Below are 19795 nucleotides of genomic sequence, written 5' to 3' on the forward strand. Positions count from 1 at the left end.
ATGAAAGAATTTTTCCGACTTTTAAAACGGGAGTTCAAGCTTTTTATCGGCAATTCTACCCTAAGGACCGTATTTTTTCTGGCCCCGGTATTCTATGCCACGCTGTTGGGTTTCGTTTACAAAAGCGGAAAAGTGGAAAATACACCGGTACTGGTGATCGACAGGGATAATACACCATTATCAAGCCAGCTGACAGATATGCTGGATGATAATAAAAGCATCAGCATCATTAAATATGCCCAGGAACCACTGAGTATAAAAGATGAGGTGATCAGGCATGAAGCAGCAGCGGTAGTGATTATTCCATCCAGGTTTGAGGCAGAAATGCTTCAGAAAAAATATCCCGAACTGAATGTTTATATCAACACAGGAAACGTTCTTACCGCCAATTTTGCCTCCAAAGCACTTCAGCTTACGATAGGGACTTTTTCTGCCGGAGCATCAATTAAAGCTTTACAGAAAGCTGGAATGCCCGCAACAAAGGCTGCAACGCAATATGAACCTTTTAAAGCCAACTATATCACCCTTTTCAATACCACAGGAAACTACCTTATTTTCATGTGGCCGGCCATGCTGGCTGTAGTTCTTCAGCAGGTTATTCTTCTGGCGATGGCTGTAAGTTTTGCCGCTGAATTTGAAAGAGGATCTTTTGTGAAAGAATACGTTAAGATGAAAAAATGGGCTTTTCCAACAATGTTGATCAAAGTGATCCCAATCTGGATATCTTCCATTCTTATTGTTGGGATTTATTACTTTATGCACATGATTTTCCGGGTCCCGATGCCGGAAGGAATTCTTAATTTTATTCTTCTTACCGCAGTATTTGTTGGCTCTGCTTCATTTCTAGGGGTATTCATCAGTATACTGATTCCGGATGCTTTGAAAGCCACTCAAATTCTGATGGTTATTGCATCTCCTGCATTTATCATCAGTGGATTTACGTGGCCCTTGAGCGCAATGCCCGCTTTCGTACAATTCATCGCCAATATTATACCCCTGACACCTTTTCTTCAGGCCTTTAAAATCCTGTTAATACAGAAAGGCTCTGTTGAACTTACTTTTCCTTATTTAAAACATTTAAGCATCTTACTTGTAGTTTATGCCATCATCGGCTGGATTGCTTTAAAGATCAAACTCTGGTTTATTTTTAAAAAGGCAACACCGGTGGAGAGTACTGGAGTTATAGAGGAATAGAGTGGTAGGGTTTCAGAGTGTAAAGTGTTGAAAATACGATAAATTTCACCAATAATTAACCTCGCATACCGAAATCCTCGTATATTAACACTAGCAACCAGCAACCAATAACTAGCAACCCAAACCTCACCCGAAAACACGACACCATTTTTTTCATTCCCCTATAAAAATCAAAAGAAAAAACTGATATATTTGCTTTCAGATAATTAGACATAATATGGAAAATGTATTTGATGCAAAAGATGCTCAGAACTATATTGATAGGATAAATAATTTGGTGGAAGATACCCACGGACTATGGGGAAAGATGACGGTTGACCAGATGCTTGCGCATTGCAGTGTATCCTATGAAATGGTGTACGAGCCAGAAAAGCATAAAAAACCGGGATCTATTGCAAAGTTTATTTTAAAAACATTTGTAAAGCCTAAAGTGGTGGGAGAAAAAGCCTATCCCAGAGATTCCCCTACAGCCCCACAGTTTTTAATTACCGGAAGAAAAAACTTTGATGAAGAGAAGAAAAGACTGATCGGATTCATTCAGAAAACACAACAGTTGGGTCCTGAAGCTTTTGATGGAAAAGAATCATTTTCTTTTGGAAAATTAAAATCTACGGAGTGGAACAATATGTTTGCAAAACATCTGAATCACCACTTATCCCAATTTGGAGTTTAAATAACACAATATGAAAAAATTTTTATGGATCCTCATTCTTGCCTGCAATTTTGCATGGGGGCAAATGCCGGATATTTCAAATGTCTGGCTAAACAACAGTAAACCTTACATCGGAACCATTGGTAACCGGGGACAGGAACTGAAACTGAAAGTCAATATTTCTGAACAGAACAAAAAGAATGACCAGGAATACTTTATTTCGGGATACTCTCTTGTGGATGAAAACTATGCAAAGTACGAAGGGAAAGTCACCATCACAAAATACAGAGATACCAAAAGAAAAGGCCTGGTATTCGGAGAATACGAACTGGCAGAAGAACCTAAAGGAAAGCATTCTGGTATTTTTAAAGGTAAATTTGTTTATACCTTCAGGTGGAATAAAAAAACAGAAAAAATAGAAGGACAGTATATAGAATTGATTGGAGATTGGAAAAGTTATGACGGAAAACTGGACTTCAAAACCCGTTTAAAAAACCAATAACCATGTTAAGAAGAATATTGGCTGTTCCGGCCGGACTCATTGCGGGAATCATCTGCATTACCATCATTGAGAAAATAGGTCACCAAATGTATCCGCCTCCTGCCGGAGCTGGAACGGGTGATATGGTGGCGATGAAAGAATATGTGGCACATGCTCCTTTTATGGCCCTGTTCTTTGTGATCATAGCCTACGCAGTGGCCGCTTTCGTTTCAGGATTTACAGCTTCAAAAGTGGCAAACAACGGAAAACATACCTCTGCGGTGGTTTGTGGTATTATCTTTCTGTGCATAACGATCTATATGATGGCTTCCCTTCCAACCCCAATCTGGTTTTGGATCTTCGGGATAAGTGTATGGGGATTGGTATTTGCAGGAAGTAAATTAGCTTTAAAAACAAAATAGACATATGAAACTAGGAGCATTTTCAATCAGTTTAAGTGTAAAAGATCTTGAGAAGTCTAAAGATTTTTACGAAAAGCTTGGTTTTACCACTATGGGTGGGGCAATGGAACAAAATTATCTGATCATGAAAAATGGAAGTACTTTAGTGGGTTTGTTTCAGGCTATGTTTGACGGAAATATGCTGACATTCAATCCGGGATGGGATGAAAATGCTCAGAATCTGGAATCTTTTGATGATGTACGGGATATTCAGAAGCACTTAAAAGAAAATGGAGTGGAGCTGGAGAAAGCGGCGGATGAAAGCACTTCAGGACCGGAACATATCTTCCTGAAAGATCCAGACGGAAACATGATCCTGATTGACCAACACCGATAACCTTAATTTATGAAAATATTAAAAAAAATTATTCTCGTCCTGGCTTCTATCCTTATTTTATGGATGGTTGTAGCCGCTTTTATCTCAGGAGACTGTGCGTATGAAAAGTCAATAACCATCAATGCACCCGTCGAAAAAGTATGGCAGCAGACCAATACATTAAAAGCAATGGATCAGTGGAGTCCATGGAATGATCTGGATCCGGCCATGAAAAAAGACTGGACCGGAATTACCGGCCAGCCTGGCGAAAAAGTATGCTGGGACAGTCAGAATTATGATGCAGGAAAAGGATGTCAGGAAGTGAAAAAAATAGATGCTGCAGGAAAAAGAATTGATACAGAAATCAAATTTTTAACACCTTATGAAAGTGAAGCCAATGCTTACGTGAAAATTGTTCCGGAAGGTAATGGAACCAAGGTGACATGGGGATTTACATCAAAAATACCTTATCCCTTTACGGTAATGAAATTGTTTATGAATATGGAAGATGCGATTGGAAAAGATTACCAGAAAGGACTTTCCAGATTAAAAGATTTATCTGAAAAATCTTAAACAGAAACTCATTAAAACTTAACTCATAAAAAACAATCAATGGCATCAGTAAACGTTTATTTAACATTTAATGGAAATTGCAAAGAAGCATTCGATTTCTATAAATCAGTTTTCGGAGGAGAATATCCTTACATCGGAACTTTCGGAGAAATGCCTCCAGTGGAAGGCAAAGAAACCTCTGAAGAAGACAAAGACAAAATTATGCATGTTTCCCTTCCCATCTCAAAAGAAACCACTTTAATGGGGAGCGATACCGGAGGAGAATGGGCTTTCAATTTCAAAGCAGGAAATAACTTCGCTATTTCTATCAATGCGGAATCTACAGAAGAAGCTGACAAATTATTTAATGGCCTTTCAACGGGCGGACAGGTAACGATGCCCATGGCTGATACTTTCTGGGGCGCGTACTTCGGAATGTTTACCGATAAATTCGGAATCAACTGGATGGTGAACTACGACGATCCAGCGAAAATGCAGCAGCATCCTTAAGATTCATATTTTGTATACGAAATAGAGTTAAAACTAACCGGCGGAAATATCTGCCGGTTTTTAGTTTATGATACATTTGCATTCCAAAAATTTTTAAATTTGAGAGGGGTCACAGGTATTTTGAATTAAAAATTAAGAATTAAGAATTAAGAATGATGATAAAACCTACAGCATAAAAACAGATATGAAATTTACAATTGAACAAATCAAAGCAGAACATCAAAAAGTAAAAAGCGGAGCAGATTTTCCCCAATACATCCAGGCCATAAAAAATCTTGGCGTTTCGGAGTATACGGTTTCTGTTGCAGATTTGGGTATAGACTATCTTGATAAAGAAAACAATTCAATTACTACTAGAGGTAAAGATGATGGAGTAAGGAGTATTTCAGGTATCGTTAACCTTGAACATTTTAAAACAAGGTTAAAGCTCCATCAGCAGGGAGGGACAGATTATCTTACCTTCTGCAACGACTGTGCAGAAAATGGAGTGGAAGGCTGGAAGATGGATTTGAACAGGATGACTTGCACCTATTTTGACACAGAAGGAAATGAAATTCTGGTAGAGCAGATTCCCGGCTAACCTATATCACAATGCCTGTTACTTACAGCCCGAAGCCTGAAGCATTTTTTGCTTGCTATTATTGATTTAAATTATTAATTTTGTTGTGTACGATAGATAATAGTAATTGAATTTATGAGAAAGGTCTTTACGAAGCTGGCATTTACAGTATTGAGTCTGGGGTCAATAGCAGCCTTTGCACAGGAAAATGATTTAGGAGCATGGTATATGTATTTTGGGAATAATAAGATAAGCAAGAAGCTGAATTTACATAACGAAATCCAGTACCGGAACTTTGATGCAGTAGGAGATCTTGAACAGTTATTGATTCGTACGGGGATAGGATATGACCTGACTGAAAACAACAATAATGTTTTGCTGGGTTACGGTTTTATTTTAAGCCGGCCCTATGTAAACGGTGAAAAAAAGGAAAATATTGAGCACAGGATTTTCCAGCAGTTTATAACAAAGCAGAAGTTTGGCCGTTTTAATCTGCAGCACAGGTACCGCTTGGAAGAACGTTTTCTTCAGGATGATTTCAGGATGAGATTCCGGTATATGATCGGGCTCAATATTCCGATTACCCAGAAAGAAATGCTTCCGAAATCACTGTATGCTTCGGTTTATAATGAGATATTCCTGAGTTTTGACAGTCCCGTTTTCGACAGGAACAGGGTGTACGGAGCTTTAGGATATGTAATTAATAAAAACATGAGAATAGAAGCCGGTTATATGAATCAGATCCAGGAAAACAAGAATCGCGGGCAGATCCAGATTGGTTTTTATAATAATATTCCTTTTAATAAAAATTAATATTGATGGTACCTGCCGGGTGCCATGATGAAGAAAAAAACTGTTAGTTTAGACCCTATAATCAACAGATCACAAAATAAATAAACACATATGCATTCAGGGAAGAGATTTGGAGCGCTGGAGTTCGCTGTTTGGACGAGACGCAGTATTTATGTATTAACGATATTATCGGCGATACCTACGGTTTTGTATTTTTTAGGATGGAAATTTGTTTCCGTTCCGTGGCAGCCCATCGCTATTTTGGGAACTGCCGTAGCCTTTATCGTAGGTTTTAAAAATAATGCAAGTTACAGCAGGCTTTGGGAGGCCAGACAGATCTACGGGGCAATTATCAATGACAGCCGTAGTTTTGGATATATTCTGAGAGATGCCCTGTCGGGAAAAGATCCTAAAAAGGTCAAAGAAATGTTTCACCGCCATTATGCATGGCTTACAGCACTTCGTTTTCAGCTTCGCGAACCCAGAACCTGGGAAAATATGGGAACGGCGCAATATGACGAATATTCTAAAAAATATGAAATCCCCGAAAGATTGACCAAGCTGGATGATGAACTGAAAAATTATCTTTCCGAAACGGAGCTTCAATATATTTTAAGCAAAAAAAACAGGGCAACCCAACTGATTGCGAGCCAGAGCAAAGAATTGTCCGAGGCCTATGCCAGAGGCGACATCAATGATTTTCAATGGACCCAGATCAATCAGCAGCTGGTGAAGTTTACCGATGATCAGGGGAAAGCAGAAAGAATTAAAAATTTCCCATATCCCAGAAACTTTTCATCAATTACAACGTATTTGTTGTTGCTGTTTATTCTTTTTGTCCCTTTTGGATTACTGAAAGAACTGGACAAGTTGGGGGAAGGAACCGTTTTAGAAGGCTGGACATTGTGGTTTAATATTCCATTTTCACTGATGGTAACCTGGTGTTTCCACACACTGGACAGCGTGGGAGAAGCTTCGGTAAACCCTTTTGAAGGCAGCCCGAATGACGTGCCGATCACTCAGATCAGCCGTACCATAGAGATTGATATGAGAGATATGCTGGATGAAGCCGATCTTCCGCCAGCCATTACTCCAAAGAACAATATCGTACTTTAAATAAAGATTAGATTAAGTATAAGCTATTTATCAGTTGGAAAACTATTTTAATAGGTGCAAAAACTCAAACCTATAAGGTTTTAAAAAGAGTAAAAGAACTTGCTCCTTTGCTTTAAACCAACAAAAGAAAACAACTAGAACGCAGATACCAACCTTAGTTGTCTACGTTTAGCCAATTTCGAAATCAAGAAACAACTTAAAAAAAACAACTCAAAATGATTCACAGTTATGTTATAATATCCATTGCAGTACTGCTGTCTGTGATGATATTGGTGATGATAGGGCAAAAGCTAAAAGTAGCTTATCCCATCTTCCTCGTGATTGCCGGTCTTCTGATCAGCCTTATCCCGGGAATGCCGCATATTGAAATAGAGCCGGATCTCGTATTTCTTATTTTCCTTCCTCCGATTTTGTTTGAGGCTGCATGGTTTACCTCATGGCAGGACTTTCATAAATGGAGAAAGCAGATCTTTTCTATGGCTTTCGGGCTTGTATTTCTGACTTCAATTGTCGTGGCTTATCTTTCATCTTCCATTATTCCAGGATTGACCGTTGCAATGGGATTCCTGCTTGGCGGAGTCAATTCTCCTCCGGATGCAGTCGCAGCCACTTCAGTCTTGAAACACATGAAGATCCCTAAAAAGATCACCAGTATCCTTGAAGGCGAAAGTCTGATCAATGATGCTTCCAGTTTAATTGTATTTAAATTTGCCTTAGCGGCGGTTATTTCAGGACAGTTTATCTGGAGAGATGCTATTCAGGATTTCTTTATGATGGCTGTGGGTGGAGTGGTAGTCGGTATTGCTACAGGGCTCTTATTCGGGGCTTTATTAAGGATTATTCCCTCCAATTCTAATATTGACACCGTAATTACACTGATCGTTCCTTATATCATGTATGTAGGGGCTGAACACTTCCATTTTTCGGGAGTATTGGCGGTAGTTGCGGGAGGACTTTTGATGTCTTATAATTCACATTGCTATTTAAGCCATACCTCGAGGATACAGTCCGGAAATGTCTGGAGTGTCCTGATATTCCTGATGAACACGATCATCTTTATTCTGATCGGCCTTGAGCTTCCGGTAGTCGTTGCTGCCATGAAAGATTATACTATTTCGGAAGGGATATTTTACAGCGTAGTGATTGGCGGAGCTATTATTTTCACCCGATTACTATACAGTTATGCCGTCATGTATTTTCCAAGGCTCTGCTCTAAAGAATTAAGGCTGAAAATTCCGAAGCCGGACTGGCGCGAACCTTTCATCATCAGTTTTGCTGCCATGAGAGGAGTGGTTTCACTGGCTGCCGCACTTTCCATTCCTGCATTTTTACCCAATGGAGATGCTTTTCCGCACCGTAATATCATTTTATTCGTAACTTTCGTTATTATATTGATCACTTTGGTAGGACAGGGACTTCTCCTGACTCCGATCTTAAAATGGTTAAAAATAGACGATGCCGGAAGCGAATTGCCGGAAGAAAAACAGGAAGTGATCCTGATGCGTAAACTTAAAGAAACAGCATTGCACAAAATGGAAAATGATTTTTCCGAGCTGGCTGTAACGAACACGCTGGTACGCCATCAGAAACATAAACTGGAAACCGAAATGATGTTGATGGCAGATAAGGCCCAGTGTATGGCTTCTACGGGAGATTATGTGAATGCGATCAACGAAAATAAAGATGTGCTCCGGCAGATCATCCAGGCTCAGAGAAATGAACTGCACCGGATGAAAAAAGAGAAAATATTTGATGATCATGTGATGAGATCTATAGAAATGCAGCTGGATTTTGATGAAGCTAAAATTACAGGGTTTTCGCACAGTTAAATCTTAATAAAAACTGATATTATGAATACACCAATCACTGTTCAGTACAAAATAAACGCTTCTGCAGAAAATATATGGAACGCATTGACCGATAAAAATGAAATGAAATCCTGGTACTTTACGATCCGGGATTTCGAATTGGAGCTGGGAAAAGAGTTTGATTTCTATGAATCCAGTGATGGAGGAAAATACCTTCATCGGGGACGTATTGTAGAAATTATTCCCAACCGAAAATTAAAGCATACCTGGGCGTATCCTGAACTTTCAGATGCGGTGACAACCGTTACATGGGACCTTCAGCAGGAAGAAAATGGAACATTGGTAACCCTTACGCATGAAAATATTGAAGGATTCGATGGCTTGGGAGAAACATTTTCCAGGGCAAGCTTTACAGAAGGCTGGAATTCAATTATCGGACAGAGCATGAAAGAATATCTAGAAAAATAAACGATATGATCGAGCTGCAAATTTTTAAAACAGAAAATGCTTCTGAATTAATCTCTAAAATAAAAGATAAAAGAGCACTTCTTCAGTTTGCCGGCCCTGCCTATCATTTTCCTTTAACCCAAGAACAGCTGGAAAATGATCTGAACAATGAAAACAGATTCATGTTCAGGATTTTTGACCAGGCAGAACAAAAAAACATTGGTCACGCTCAGATCTTTTTAAAAGAAGGTACTTTTCTACTCGGCAGAATCCTGATCTGGGACGAAAACAACAGAGGAAAAGGTTACGGAAAGAAAATTGTACAGAAACTGTTGGAATACGGCTTTAGTCATTTTGATAGAGAAACAGCTGAGCTTAATGTATATGACTGGAATACCGGAGCTATTGAATGCTATAAAAAAGTAGGCTTTGAAATTGATCCCGACGTTATGAGTGAAGTCAGCATCGATGACGAGCTTTGGCTTTCCGTGAATATGAAAATCAGTAAAAACACTTTTGAATCTAAAAAAATATGACAACATTTACAGCACTCCGCCCCATACTCTGGACAGAAAATATGGATGAAACGATCGGGTTTTACACCCAGATCCTAGGCTTTACCCTGATGGAAAGAAATGATGAATGGCAATGGGCTTCGATTAAAAAAGACGATGTGCAGATCATGTTTTCTCAAAACGAATATGAGAAACCCAATGGAATAGGCTTCACAGGCTCGTTTTATTTCAATGTTGAGAATGTTGACGAACTTTGGGAAGACCTTAAAACCAAAACCAGAGTCTGCTACGAGGTTGAGACTTTCGAATGGGAAATGAGAGAGTTCGCGGTGTACGATAACAACGGTTATCTTTTACAATTTGGTCAGTCCGTGGATAATATTGGCAATACGGAATAAATTTTGCTATTTTTGGGGAAATATTTAGAAATTCAATGAAAAAGAATATAATAGTAGGTTTAGCGGTAGTTCTGATGCTGGCGTCTTGTAACAAAGATGAAAAGATCCTGAACACGCTGAATGAATATAATAATACAATGGTAGAAAAAGGATATCATTTCGGTGATAAACTTGAACTTCCAAAAGAGGTAACGGACAATGCAGAAAGCATCAGCATCAGTTTTGGAGATAAGGAAACTTCAAGTCTGACGGTTGATCCTAAATTCTTTACGCTGGGCGATAATGCAGTTACTTTTAATATCAAAACAAAAGGCGGGAAAACGTTGAATCAGGATGCAACCATCAATGTATTTGCAAAAAATCCTGAAAAAAATATCGCCTATCAGATCATCGCAGAATATCCGCACGATCCAAAGAACTTCGTACAGGGTTTCCAGATCGAAGGGAATACAATCTATGAAAGTGACGGGCAGAACGGTTCTTCCCAGATCCTGAAATATACATTGGGAACAACAACTCCGTTGGCTTCTACCAAGCAGGCTCAGGAAGATTTCTCCGAAGGAAGTACGATCGTTGGTGATAAAGTATATCAGCTGACATGGCAGAGTAAAAAGGGGTATATTTATGACAAAAGCTCTCTTAAACTGCTTTCTGAATTCGCTTACCCGAATGTTTTGGGTGAAGGTTGGGGACTTACATATGACGGGAAAAACCTAATCGCATCAGACGGAAGCAAGCTTTTGTATTTCCTGGATGCTAATAATCCTTCAAAACTGATCAAATATGTGGCAGTAGCAGGAAGTTCTCAGATCTATGACCAGCTGAATGAACTGGAATACCATAACGGATTCATCTATGCCAACGTATGGCAGAAACCGGTTGTATTAAAGATCAACCCTGCAACAGGAGAAGTGGTAGGAACGTTTGACTTTACAGATATCGCGAAACAGAATACCAAAGGAAGTGATGATGTACTGAACGGAATTACTTTCAAGGGCGACAATATGCTTGTAACTGGTAAAAACTGGCCGAAAATCTATGAAGTTCAGATCAAGTAATCCGGCTTAAGATCTATCTATAAAAATATAGCGTTCCTCAGGAGCGCTATTTTCATATAAGGATTAAAAAATTACTATTTTTGACGAATGATTAAGAATTCACTGAAAATACATATCATAGCCGGTTTAGCTAGCATTTTCCTCTTGTCTTCATGCAATAACAAAGAGAAAATGCTGGATTCCCTGGCTGATTATAATAATTCAAAGGAAACAAAGGGCTATCATTTTGGAGATCAGCTTAATCTTCCAAAAGAGGTAACAGACCATGCAGAAACCATTACGATCAGTTTTGGTGAGAATGAAACCTCAAATTTAACCGTTGATCCAAAGTTTTTCACATTGGGAGATAACGATGTTACCTTTATCATTAAAACCAAAAGCGGAGAAACCTTGAACCAGGATGCAACGATCAATGTTTTTGCTAAAAATCCTGAGCAGAATATCTCCTATGCTATCATAGCGGAATACCCTCATGATCCGACTAATTTTGTTGAAGGATTTCTTATGGAAGGCAACACCGTTTACGAAAGCGCCGGATTGGATGGTGCTTCTAAACTGATAAAATATACTTTGGGTTCATCCACTCCCGCCATTACCGAAAAACAGCCTGCTGAAATTTTCTCTGAAGGTTGTGCTATTGTAGGGGACAAAATTTATCAGTTGACCTATAAAAATAAAATAGGTTTTGTTTACGATAAAAATTCATTAAGAAAGCTTTCCCAATTTCCTTTACCGAATGTCATCGGAGAAGGGTGGGGCCTGACTTATGACGGAAAGAACCTTGTTGCAACCGACGGTTCAAAAAATCTTTATTTTCTGGATGTCAACGATCCTTCAAAGGTAGTCAGAACCGTAGCTGTTGCAGGACATACCGAAACCTATGCTAATATTAATGAACTGGAATATCACAATGGTTTCATTTATTCCAATGTCTGGCATCAACCGATTATTCTAAAGATCAATCCTGCCACAGGTGAAGCTGTAGGGAAGTTTGATTTCACAAAATTGACAAAGGAAAATGATCAGGGTAACAGCGAACATGTTTTAAATGGAATTGCTTTCAAAGGAAATAATATGCTTGTTACGGGGAAAAACTGGTCGAAAATTTATGAAGTTGCTATTCAATAATTCATCATTTAAAATTCAAATAAAAGAATGTAAATTGCTGACGTTCCACGTAGGAAAGTTATCTTTACCAAAATAGATTTTGAGACTACTTTATATCATATTAATCTTCCTTTTCTGTACAGTTTCTGCGCAGAAATCCCTTCCTTTTGACACCTTGAAGCTGAAGGAGGCCAAAGATATGCTGGCAGACGATTATGGCTATCTGTATATCTATAAAAACAAAGATTTCAGTTTCACTAAATATGATTCTTTGGGAAAACAAATAGGCAAAATGATGTTGACTGTTCCCTACAAGGTACAGTCTGTTCAGAATCCTCTGAGCTTGGCGCTGTTTTCAGAGAATGCCCAGGAAATGAAATTTGTTGATCAGAATATGAACGAAATCCAGAAGGTTGATTTCAAACAGAAATTCGGGTTTATCAAAATGGCTTATGCGGAAGATCTTCAACAGCTTTGGCTTCTGGATGACAGTACAAAACGTTTGATCCAGTACAATTTCAGAAATGATACTACGATCAATTCCTATCCTTTTGATGTCAGTTTTGATGATCTGATGGATCTTTTGGTGTACGAAACCAAAGTTTATATTTTAACAAGACAACATATCAGAATATACTCGCTGAAATTTGAAAAACTCTTCGAAGCTCCATTGGAAAACGGTAAACGTTTCAGAAGAGAGAATGAAGCTGTTTTGGTGGTCGCAGACAATTCGATCCTGAAATACGATCCTGAAAAAGGAATGGTAAAAATTTTTGAAGATAAGGATGCACAAATTGTGGATAAAAACATTCTTTCTTATTTTGAAATCAAAGCGAACAAACTCTATATTTACAGCCTAGAAAAAATAAAGGAAACTAAACTACAGACAGAACCCGAAACCAGGCAGGAAAATGCACCACCGGTAACAGAGCCATCATCTGAAAAACCGGCTGGGGAAGAAGGGAAGACTATTGACGGAGAAAAGAAAGAATCCGATGAGAAAGCTCCTGATCATACTTTACAGAAGCTAATAGAGGATACTTCAGAAGTTCAGGCTGCGGGGGTTTAGACCAATTAATAAAAAAATACTTAGGAGAATGCATATTGCAGTTACAGGAAACATTGGAGCAGGAAAAACAACTTTGACCACGATGCTTGCCAAGCATTACGGATGGGATGCACAGTTTGAAGATGTAGACCACAACCCTTACCTTGAAGATTTTTATGCAGATATGAGCAAATGGAGTTTTGCACTGCAGATTTATTTTTTAGGAAGCAGATTCCGTCAGGTAAAAGAAATCAGAGAAAGCGGAAAAAATATTATCCAGGACCGTACGATCTATGAAGATGCCCATATTTTTGCTGAAAACCTGAATGACATGAAACTTCTTTCAGACAGGGATTTCAATAATTATATCTCTGTTTTTGGTTTGATGAAGTCGTTTGTTTCTGCACCAGATCTGCTTATTTATTTAAAATCCGACGTTCCGAACCTTGTGAAAAAGATTTATAAGAGAGGGAGAGAATATGAAGCGTCCATCAGTATTGAATACCTTTCAAAACTGAACCAAAAATATGAAAAATGGATCTCTGAATATACAGAAGGAAAGCTTCTGGTGATTGAAGTAGATGATCTGGATTTCGTGGAAAAGCCTGAGGATTTCGGATTCATCCTTGAAAAGATCGAGGCAGAGCTGAACGGTCTGTTTTAACAAATTTTTATCAGAATTTAAGACGGCTTTCAATGCATTTCTTCCTAAATTTGATGGGAAGAGTTTAATTTTTTAAATGGTTACATTATGATGGTTAAGGTTTTACATAACGGAAACTGCTCGAAGTCAAATGCTGTTCTGGAGTATCTGGACGAAAATGGGGTGCCTTTTGAGATCATCAATATCGTAGAAGATCCGTTGAGCGTCCTGGAGATCAAAACAGTACTGAAAAAGCTGAATCAGAGCGTATTTCATATGATCCGAAAAACAGATAAGCTGTACATGGAGCAATATGCCGATAAAGATTATTCTGAAGAAGAATGGATAAAGATCCTGTCTGAAAATCCTTCCCTGATACAGAGACCCATCCTGATCAAAGGATCCGTGGCCATGCTGGGAAGACCTATTGAAAATGTGAAATTTTTTATTGAAAAATAATACCATAAAAAAAGTCAGCGGAAGCTGACTTTTTTGTTTTTCTATAATAGAATAACGCCTTCTATTTTTGCTACTTCTTTATAAATTGTCACTACCTGATCAGCATCCAGTACGAATGCGTTGATATTGCATGCCGTGTATTTGCCGTTTTTGCTTTCACGGTTTCCCAGTGTAAACTTAATACCGTCAAAAACTTTATAAATTTCAGTAAGTTTTGCCTCGTCTGTAGGAATAATAAATTTGAATAAATAATCTTCCGGAAAATCATGGTGACCTTCCAGTTTTTCCTTTAAAGAATTATAAAACTCTTCAGGATTTGCGTGTTGATTTCCTTGTAATATGTCCATCTGCCTTTGTTAAATTATATATAAATATAGCAAAAAAAAATCTATTTTCCAAGTGGTCCAAGCAGTGCTTTGGAGTTCTGGTGCTCATAATCTTCGATGATATTAAACAGTCCGTTCACCAACTGTTCAGAAGCTAATTTGCTTAACCCTCCGGTATTCACATTACTGTTGCTGCCTCCTAAAAGGCTTCCTAAAAGATTGTTTCCTGAAAGAGCCGTATTAATGGTTTTTGCAATTCCATATTCGTTTAATTTCTCATCCACTTTCGGAGCAATGGCTGCTACAAGCTGTTGAGATGTTTTTTCTTTTAAGATCTGTGTAGCGGTAGTACCCTGGATAATTCTTGTAACATCCTGTGCATTTAAGCTGTTGACCGCATTCTGTAGAATAGGTTTTGACAAATTAACCGTGTAAGATGCTGCCTGAGCAATGAAGTCTCTTTCTTTAGCGACCAGCGATGGGGCAATCTTTTCCAAAGTAGAATTGATATCTCTAAGTTCTTTGGGAAGGGCTTTGTCTACCAGATTATTCTGAAGAAAGGCCTCCTTATTACTGTAAATCCCCATTCCTTTATCAATACCGTTCAGCAAAACCCTTTTTATAATGGATAGGCCGAGGTCTGTAGTAGCCATTGTCTGGCATGATTGAACACTGGTTACAACTGCTAGTCCAGTACCTATTAACAGTGCTGCTGATATGATATATTTTTTCATTGATCTTTTTTCTTACTTTTTCAAATATTGAGCCAAAGGTAACCACTATTCCTGTATTAACAAAATATTAATCCCCAGTGCGGATTTGGTGAATTTTTTGTTAAAAACACCCGTTTTTTAATTAGTTATTTTATTGTAAATTAATATTTATAATGTGATTTAGTTATTTAGAGTTGGTTTTTGGGGCTTTTTTGTTTATTATTTATTTAGTTTTTTTAAATTTTTAATATATGTTAACAATGTTCAATTTTTTTTCTATTTTTGACTAATGTCTTTTTTTGAGAATTTAGATAACTCCACCAGAAGGGACAGTATTGAAAATTTAGATTGTACGAATAAAATTGAACTATATGAAACAACGTGATTTAAAGTATTCATGTCTCATTGCTGTTTTATACTTCGGTATGAACGTCAATGCGCAGACTACTCCAAGAGATACTGCTGCAAAAGAGCAGAAGATCGAGGAAGTAGTCCTGATAGGATATGGATCTCAGAAAAAAGAGAATGTTACCGGAAGCATCGGGATGGTCTCTGCAAAAGACCTGGCAGACAAACCCAATGCTAATCCAATAAGCTCAATACAAGGTAAATTATCTGGTGTACAGGTTTTAAACTCAGGAACACCGGGAACTTCTCCCAGAGTAGACATCAGAGGAGTTGGCTCCCTGACTGGTAAGACCGTATTTATCGTAGACGGAATGATTACCGATGATATATCCTTCCTTAATCCTCAGGATATTGAATCTATGAGTGTTTTGAAAGATCCATCCAGTTTAGCGATCTTTGGAGCCAGAGCAGCCAACGGTGCTGTTATTATTAAAACAAAAACCGGAAAAGGAAAGCCTGTTTATAACTTCAGTTCTTATTTGGGAGTGAAGAAAATTACGAACGTTCCTAAGATGCTTAATTCTGACCAGTACATTGAGCTTTACAATGAGAAATTGCTTAATGATAACAACGGAAACAGCGCCGGATCTATTTCAAGAGCTCAGTTTCCTGCGGATACAGATTGGTTCAAGGAGATCTTCACGACAAGTATTATTAACTCAAATGATTTTTCGGCATCCGGTAGTTTAGGAAAACTTAATTATTATGGTAGTGTAGGCTATCTGCAGGATGAAGGAAACTTTGCTGCAGGAAGAGGTTATAATTCAGGGACAGGATTTAACAGATTCAACACAAAGGTAAACCTTAGCTATAAGATCACGGATCATTTAACGATCGGAGACAACTTCTCATTTTCAAAGATGCGTACCGATCTTGCAAAAAACCCTTTGCTGAATGCTTATAATGCACCTCCTACTTTCCCTGTAATGAATCCGGTTTCAGGAGACTATCAGTACTTTAATGGTTATTCAATACCCAACCCGAGAGCTGCGCTAGACCTATACCGTTCGCAGATCAGACAGGAAAGAATGCTGAATAATATCTGGGGTGAATATAAGTTCTTAAGTGACTTTACATTAAGAGTAAGCTATACAACAGACAACTACAATACGAGTCAGTACGAATTTACTCCTAAAATGACATCTGCTCCCACTTCAGATCAGAAACCTAATAAGCTGATCACAAGGGATTCAAAAAACAGAAACTATATCTGGGATAATACATTAAGCTGGAAAAAGTCATTTGGTAACCATAACCTTGAGGTACTTGCCGGTTATTCCAGAACAAGAAACTCTTATTCCCAAACCTATTTAGAAGCCCTGAATGTTTACTTTGACGGAACGAACGAGTCCTTAAATATCTTTAATGGAACAGATATCGTTAAAGTTTCCAATGCTGTGGAAGCTTATGCCGTGGCACCTTATCAGGATAGGATTGAATCTATGTTTGGTAGAATTAATTATGATTATAAAGGGAAATATCTTCTAAACGGATCTGTTCGTAGGGATGGTACTTCAAAATATTCTTCAGACGACAGACACAGAATATTTCCGGCAGTAAGTGCAGGATGGGTAATCTCTAAAGAAGAGTTTATGAACAACCAGAATGTATTTAGTTTATTAAAATTAAGAGCAAGCTGGGGTAAACTTGGAAATCCTGATGTAAAGAGAGCTTATACTCTTTTGACGACGATCTTTAAAGACGGCGCTTATTATGGAAATACAGGAGCTCCGGCACAGACTATCGATACAGTTATTGACCCAAACATAGGCTGGGAAACTACGACGGGTAGAGACATCGGTTTGGAAATGGGGTTATTTAACAATAAGCTTAAAATTGATGCTACTTACTTCGATAAAGATACCAAAGATGTGGTATATGGAGTTGTTCAGGGAACTGTATCCGGTGCCAGCAACTGGAATAACTATGTTACGAATGCATACTCGTTCAGCAACAGAGGTTTTGAAGTATCTGTGAACTATGATACCAGAATCAATGATAAAATAAAGTTAGGGGTTTACGGAAACTTAACGACTATTAAAAATGAGATCACTTCTGTATATGAAGGTTCATACTTAAATACAGGAGCAAGCTTATTTGGAAACTCTATCGTAAGATTAGAAAAAGGGCAGCCTGTAGGTTCATACTATGGATATCAGGTTGCAGGTGTATTCCAGAATCAACAGGAAATCAATGCATGGGCGAACCAGAATTCTGCTCAGGTTGGTGGATTTAAATTCCAGGATATGGATGGAAACGGAGTAATCGATTCCAGAGATAAAACATTCTTAGGAAGTCCGATTCCAAAAGGAACGTATGGTTTTGGTGTTAATTTAAATGTATATGATTTTGACCTTTCTCTAGATTTTCAAGGTGTATTTGGTAATAAGATCTACAACTATAATCGCGAACAGCGTTATGGAAATGAGAACTGGGATTTAGATTTCTATAACAACAGATGGCATGGAGCAGGAACTTCAAATACCTATTCTATGACAACCAATAACCAGGAAATCATTAAGCCGAACAGCTTCTTCGTAGAAAGCGGAAGTTATATAAGACTTAGAAATGTTACATTGGGCTATAACCTGCCTAAAGATTTTGCTAAATCTTTATTGCTTACAAAGCTTAGATTATATGTAAGTGCTCAAAATCCTTGGACAAGCTTTAAGTATAACGGATTCTCTCCGGAGATTTTAAATACAGACAGAGTACAAATGGGTGTAGACAACAGTATCTATCCAATTTCAGCCATCTATACCATTGGTATGAATTTAACATTTTAATTAGAGAAAATCATGAAAAAAATATTTTTATCCGTCGCTTTATTTTCACTGGTGATCAGTTGTAAAGACGACTATTTGGATATAAAACAGGAAGGGGCAACAGAAGCTGGATCTTTTTTCAAGACACAGGACGATGCCTTGCAGGCAACCAATGCCATTTACCTTTTTCTAAGAAGCTGGGAAAACTCGGCTTTTCCTTATCAATTTGTATTTGGAGTACCGGCAGATGACGTTGTTAAAGGTTCCAATCCTGGTGATGGATCTTTCATTAATGCTTATGATCAGTTTACATACACGGTAAGTGATGATGGGGTAAGAGGATACTGGATCGGGCAGTGGCAGGCTGTAAACAGATGTAATCAGGTGATTACAAACGTTCCGAATATCAGCATGGACTCTACTTTGAGAGAGAGACTGGTTGCGGAAGCCAAAATGTTGAGAGCCTATTTTTACTTTAATTTATTAAGAATTTACGGTGGAGTTCCCATTTTTGACGGTATCCCATCTACGTATAAAATTCCTAGAAATTCTGCCGCAGAAGTGTATGATTTCATTATTTCCGATCTTACCAGTGCAGCAGCAGTTCTTCCTCAATCTTATGGGGCGTCTGATCTTGGTAGAGTAACCAAAGGTGCTGCCTTGGGAATGCTTTCAAAAGTTTATCTGTATAAAAAGGATTGGCAGAAAGCATACGACACCTCTAATCAGGTGATGGGTATGGGTTATGGTCTGGATCAGGATTTCAATCATTTATTCAGAATTGCAGGAGAATTTGGATCAGAATCAGTATTTGAAGTGAACTGTGAATGTTCATCACAATATGGAGGAAGCCAGTATGCTGAAGTTCAGGGAGTAAGAGATCAGTTCGGCTGGGGATTCTTCACCCCTTCTCAGGCGTTGGAAAATGCATTTGAACCGGGAGATATCAGAAAAGAACTGACCATTCTTAGAAATGGAGAAACTACCCCGGAAGGCGACCTTATTGCAATGGGAGATGCCAGCTCTGTAACAACATATAACCAGAAAATATATGTTCCGAAATCTCAGAACAACAATGCCTGCGCATACGGTTCAAAACAAAATATCAGAATTTTGAGATTTGCAGAAGTACTTCTTATCAATGCTGAAGCTGCCAATGAACTTGGAAATACAGGAACTGCTATCACAAATCTAAATAAGGTAAGAGATAGAGCCCATTTAGGAGTGACCACAGCTTCTACACAAACAGCTCTTAGAACAGCGATCTGGCATGAGCGTAGAGTAGAGCTGGCTTTAGAAGGTGACCGTTTTGTAGATCTGGTAAGAACAGGACAGGCTGCTACAGTACTGGCACCTTATGGATTCAAAGCTGGAAAGAATGAGCTTTTCCCGATTCCATTGGATGCTATCAATGAAAGTACTGGATTGTTTACCCAGAACCCAGGATATTAAAATTTAATGATAAGC

The 19795-nt window shown here is 38.3% G+C and carries 23 protein-coding genes; 21 read left to right on the top strand and 2 right to left on the bottom strand.

Going from position 1 to position 19795, the window contains the following annotated elements; all coding sequences use genetic code 11:
* The 19 genes from NZD88_RS01820 to NZD88_RS01910 all read left to right on the top strand — a co-directional run bounded on the left by NZD88_RS01820 (position 1) and on the right by NZD88_RS01910 (position 14116).
* On the top strand, positions 1-1194 hold the full coding sequence (locus NZD88_RS01820) for an ABC transporter permease (RefSeq protein ID WP_259826966.1): 1194 nt from the start codon (positions 1-3) through the stop codon (positions 1192-1194).
* A gap of 217 nt (positions 1195-1411) precedes the next feature.
* Positions 1412-1867, top strand: a complete 456-nt coding sequence (locus NZD88_RS01825; protein ID WP_259826968.1) for a DUF1569 domain-containing protein — start codon at positions 1412-1414, stop codon at positions 1865-1867.
* Positions 1868-1877: 10 nt separating this feature from the next.
* Positions 1878-2348 carry a hypothetical protein gene (locus NZD88_RS01830; protein ID WP_169236320.1) on the top strand — a complete coding sequence of 157 codons (471 nt, stop codon included), beginning with the start codon at positions 1878-1880 and terminating at the stop codon, positions 2346-2348.
* A gap of 2 nt (positions 2349-2350) precedes the next feature.
* Entirely contained in the window at positions 2351-2749 is a 399-nt protein-coding gene (locus tag NZD88_RS01835; RefSeq protein WP_259826971.1) for a hypothetical protein, read from the top strand.
* 4 nt (positions 2750-2753) lie between these two features.
* Positions 2754-3125 (top strand): VOC family protein, encoded by a 372-nt coding sequence (locus NZD88_RS01840; protein ID WP_259826973.1) that lies wholly within the window; start codon positions 2754-2756, stop codon positions 3123-3125.
* 9 nt (positions 3126-3134) lie between these two features.
* Positions 3135-3677: an SRPBCC family protein gene (locus NZD88_RS01845; RefSeq protein ID WP_259826975.1), complete on the top strand. Its 543-nt coding sequence runs from the start codon at positions 3135-3137 to the stop codon at positions 3675-3677.
* A 39-nt stretch (positions 3678-3716) separates the two neighbouring features.
* Positions 3717-4166, top strand: a complete 450-nt coding sequence (locus tag NZD88_RS01850) for a VOC family protein (RefSeq protein ID WP_259826977.1) — start codon at positions 3717-3719, stop codon at positions 4164-4166.
* A gap of 184 nt (positions 4167-4350) precedes the next feature.
* The gene (locus tag NZD88_RS01855; protein ID WP_259826979.1) at positions 4351-4746 is read left to right on the top strand and encodes a DUF1398 domain-containing protein; all 396 of its coding nucleotides are present in this window, start codon (positions 4351-4353) and stop codon (positions 4744-4746) included.
* A gap of 114 nt (positions 4747-4860) precedes the next feature.
* On the top strand, positions 4861-5538 hold the full coding sequence (locus tag NZD88_RS01860; RefSeq protein ID WP_259826981.1) for a DUF2490 domain-containing protein: 678 nt from the start codon (positions 4861-4863) through the stop codon (positions 5536-5538).
* 90 nt (positions 5539-5628) lie between these two features.
* Complete coding sequence (locus tag NZD88_RS01865) at positions 5629-6633, top strand: bestrophin family protein (protein ID WP_259826983.1); 1005 nt, start codon at positions 5629-5631, stop codon at positions 6631-6633.
* 215 nt (positions 6634-6848) lie between these two features.
* The gene (locus tag NZD88_RS01870) at positions 6849-8462 is read left to right on the top strand and encodes a Na+/H+ antiporter (RefSeq protein WP_169236312.1); all 1614 of its coding nucleotides are present in this window, start codon (positions 6849-6851) and stop codon (positions 8460-8462) included.
* 21 nt (positions 8463-8483) lie between these two features.
* Complete coding sequence (locus tag NZD88_RS01875) at positions 8484-8909, top strand: SRPBCC family protein (RefSeq protein WP_259826985.1); 426 nt, start codon at positions 8484-8486, stop codon at positions 8907-8909.
* 5 nt (positions 8910-8914) lie between these two features.
* Positions 8915-9424, top strand: a complete 510-nt coding sequence (locus NZD88_RS01880; RefSeq protein WP_259826987.1) for a GNAT family N-acetyltransferase — start codon at positions 8915-8917, stop codon at positions 9422-9424.
* Positions 9421-9801 carry a VOC family protein gene (locus tag NZD88_RS01885; RefSeq protein WP_259826988.1) on the top strand — a complete coding sequence of 127 codons (381 nt, stop codon included), beginning with the start codon at positions 9421-9423 and terminating at the stop codon, positions 9799-9801. Before NZD88_RS01880 ends, NZD88_RS01885 begins: the two co-directional genes overlap by 4 nt.
* A gap of 35 nt (positions 9802-9836) precedes the next feature.
* Positions 9837-10859, top strand: a complete 1023-nt coding sequence (locus NZD88_RS01890) for a glutaminyl-peptide cyclotransferase (RefSeq protein ID WP_259826989.1) — start codon at positions 9837-9839, stop codon at positions 10857-10859.
* A gap of 102 nt (positions 10860-10961) precedes the next feature.
* A complete protein-coding gene (locus tag NZD88_RS01895; RefSeq protein ID WP_423738651.1) occupies positions 10962-11987 on the top strand; it encodes a glutaminyl-peptide cyclotransferase in 1026 nt (341 codons plus the stop codon).
* A 79-nt stretch (positions 11988-12066) separates the two neighbouring features.
* Positions 12067-13035: a hypothetical protein gene (locus tag NZD88_RS01900; RefSeq protein WP_259826992.1), complete on the top strand. Its 969-nt coding sequence runs from the start codon at positions 12067-12069 to the stop codon at positions 13033-13035.
* A gap of 28 nt (positions 13036-13063) precedes the next feature.
* Positions 13064-13678, top strand: coding sequence for a deoxynucleoside kinase (locus tag NZD88_RS01905; RefSeq protein ID WP_259826994.1), 615 nt, complete (start codon positions 13064-13066; stop codon positions 13676-13678).
* Between the two features lie 87 nt (positions 13679-13765).
* Entirely contained in the window at positions 13766-14116 is a 351-nt protein-coding gene (locus NZD88_RS01910) for an arsenate reductase family protein (RefSeq protein ID WP_169236305.1), read from the top strand.
* 41 nt (positions 14117-14157) lie between these two features.
* On the opposite strand, the gene NZD88_RS01915 is transcribed toward NZD88_RS01910, so the two are convergent.
* Positions 14158-14463 (bottom strand): DUF493 family protein, encoded by a 306-nt coding sequence (locus tag NZD88_RS01915; RefSeq protein ID WP_073335288.1) that lies wholly within the window; start codon positions 14461-14463, stop codon positions 14158-14160.
* Positions 14464-14504: 41 nt separating this feature from the next.
* A complete protein-coding gene (locus NZD88_RS01920; protein WP_259826998.1) occupies positions 14505-15176 on the bottom strand; it encodes a DUF4197 domain-containing protein in 672 nt (223 codons plus the stop codon).
* Positions 15177-15526: 350 nt separating this feature from the next.
* Between NZD88_RS01920 and NZD88_RS01925 the strand changes: the two genes are divergently transcribed.
* Both NZD88_RS01925 and NZD88_RS01930 read left to right on the top strand, forming a co-directional pair.
* Complete coding sequence (locus NZD88_RS01925) at positions 15527-18349, top strand: SusC/RagA family TonB-linked outer membrane protein (RefSeq protein ID WP_259827000.1); 2823 nt, start codon at positions 15527-15529, stop codon at positions 18347-18349.
* A 12-nt stretch (positions 18350-18361) separates the two neighbouring features.
* Positions 18362-19780 carry a RagB/SusD family nutrient uptake outer membrane protein gene (locus tag NZD88_RS01930; protein ID WP_259827001.1) on the top strand — a complete coding sequence of 473 codons (1419 nt, stop codon included), beginning with the start codon at positions 18362-18364 and terminating at the stop codon, positions 19778-19780.
* Positions 19781-19795: the final 15 nt, after the last annotated feature.

The organism is Chryseobacterium pyrolae (assembly GCF_025153485.1).
GTDB lineage: Bacteria > Bacteroidota > Bacteroidia > Flavobacteriales > Weeksellaceae > Chryseobacterium > Chryseobacterium antibioticum.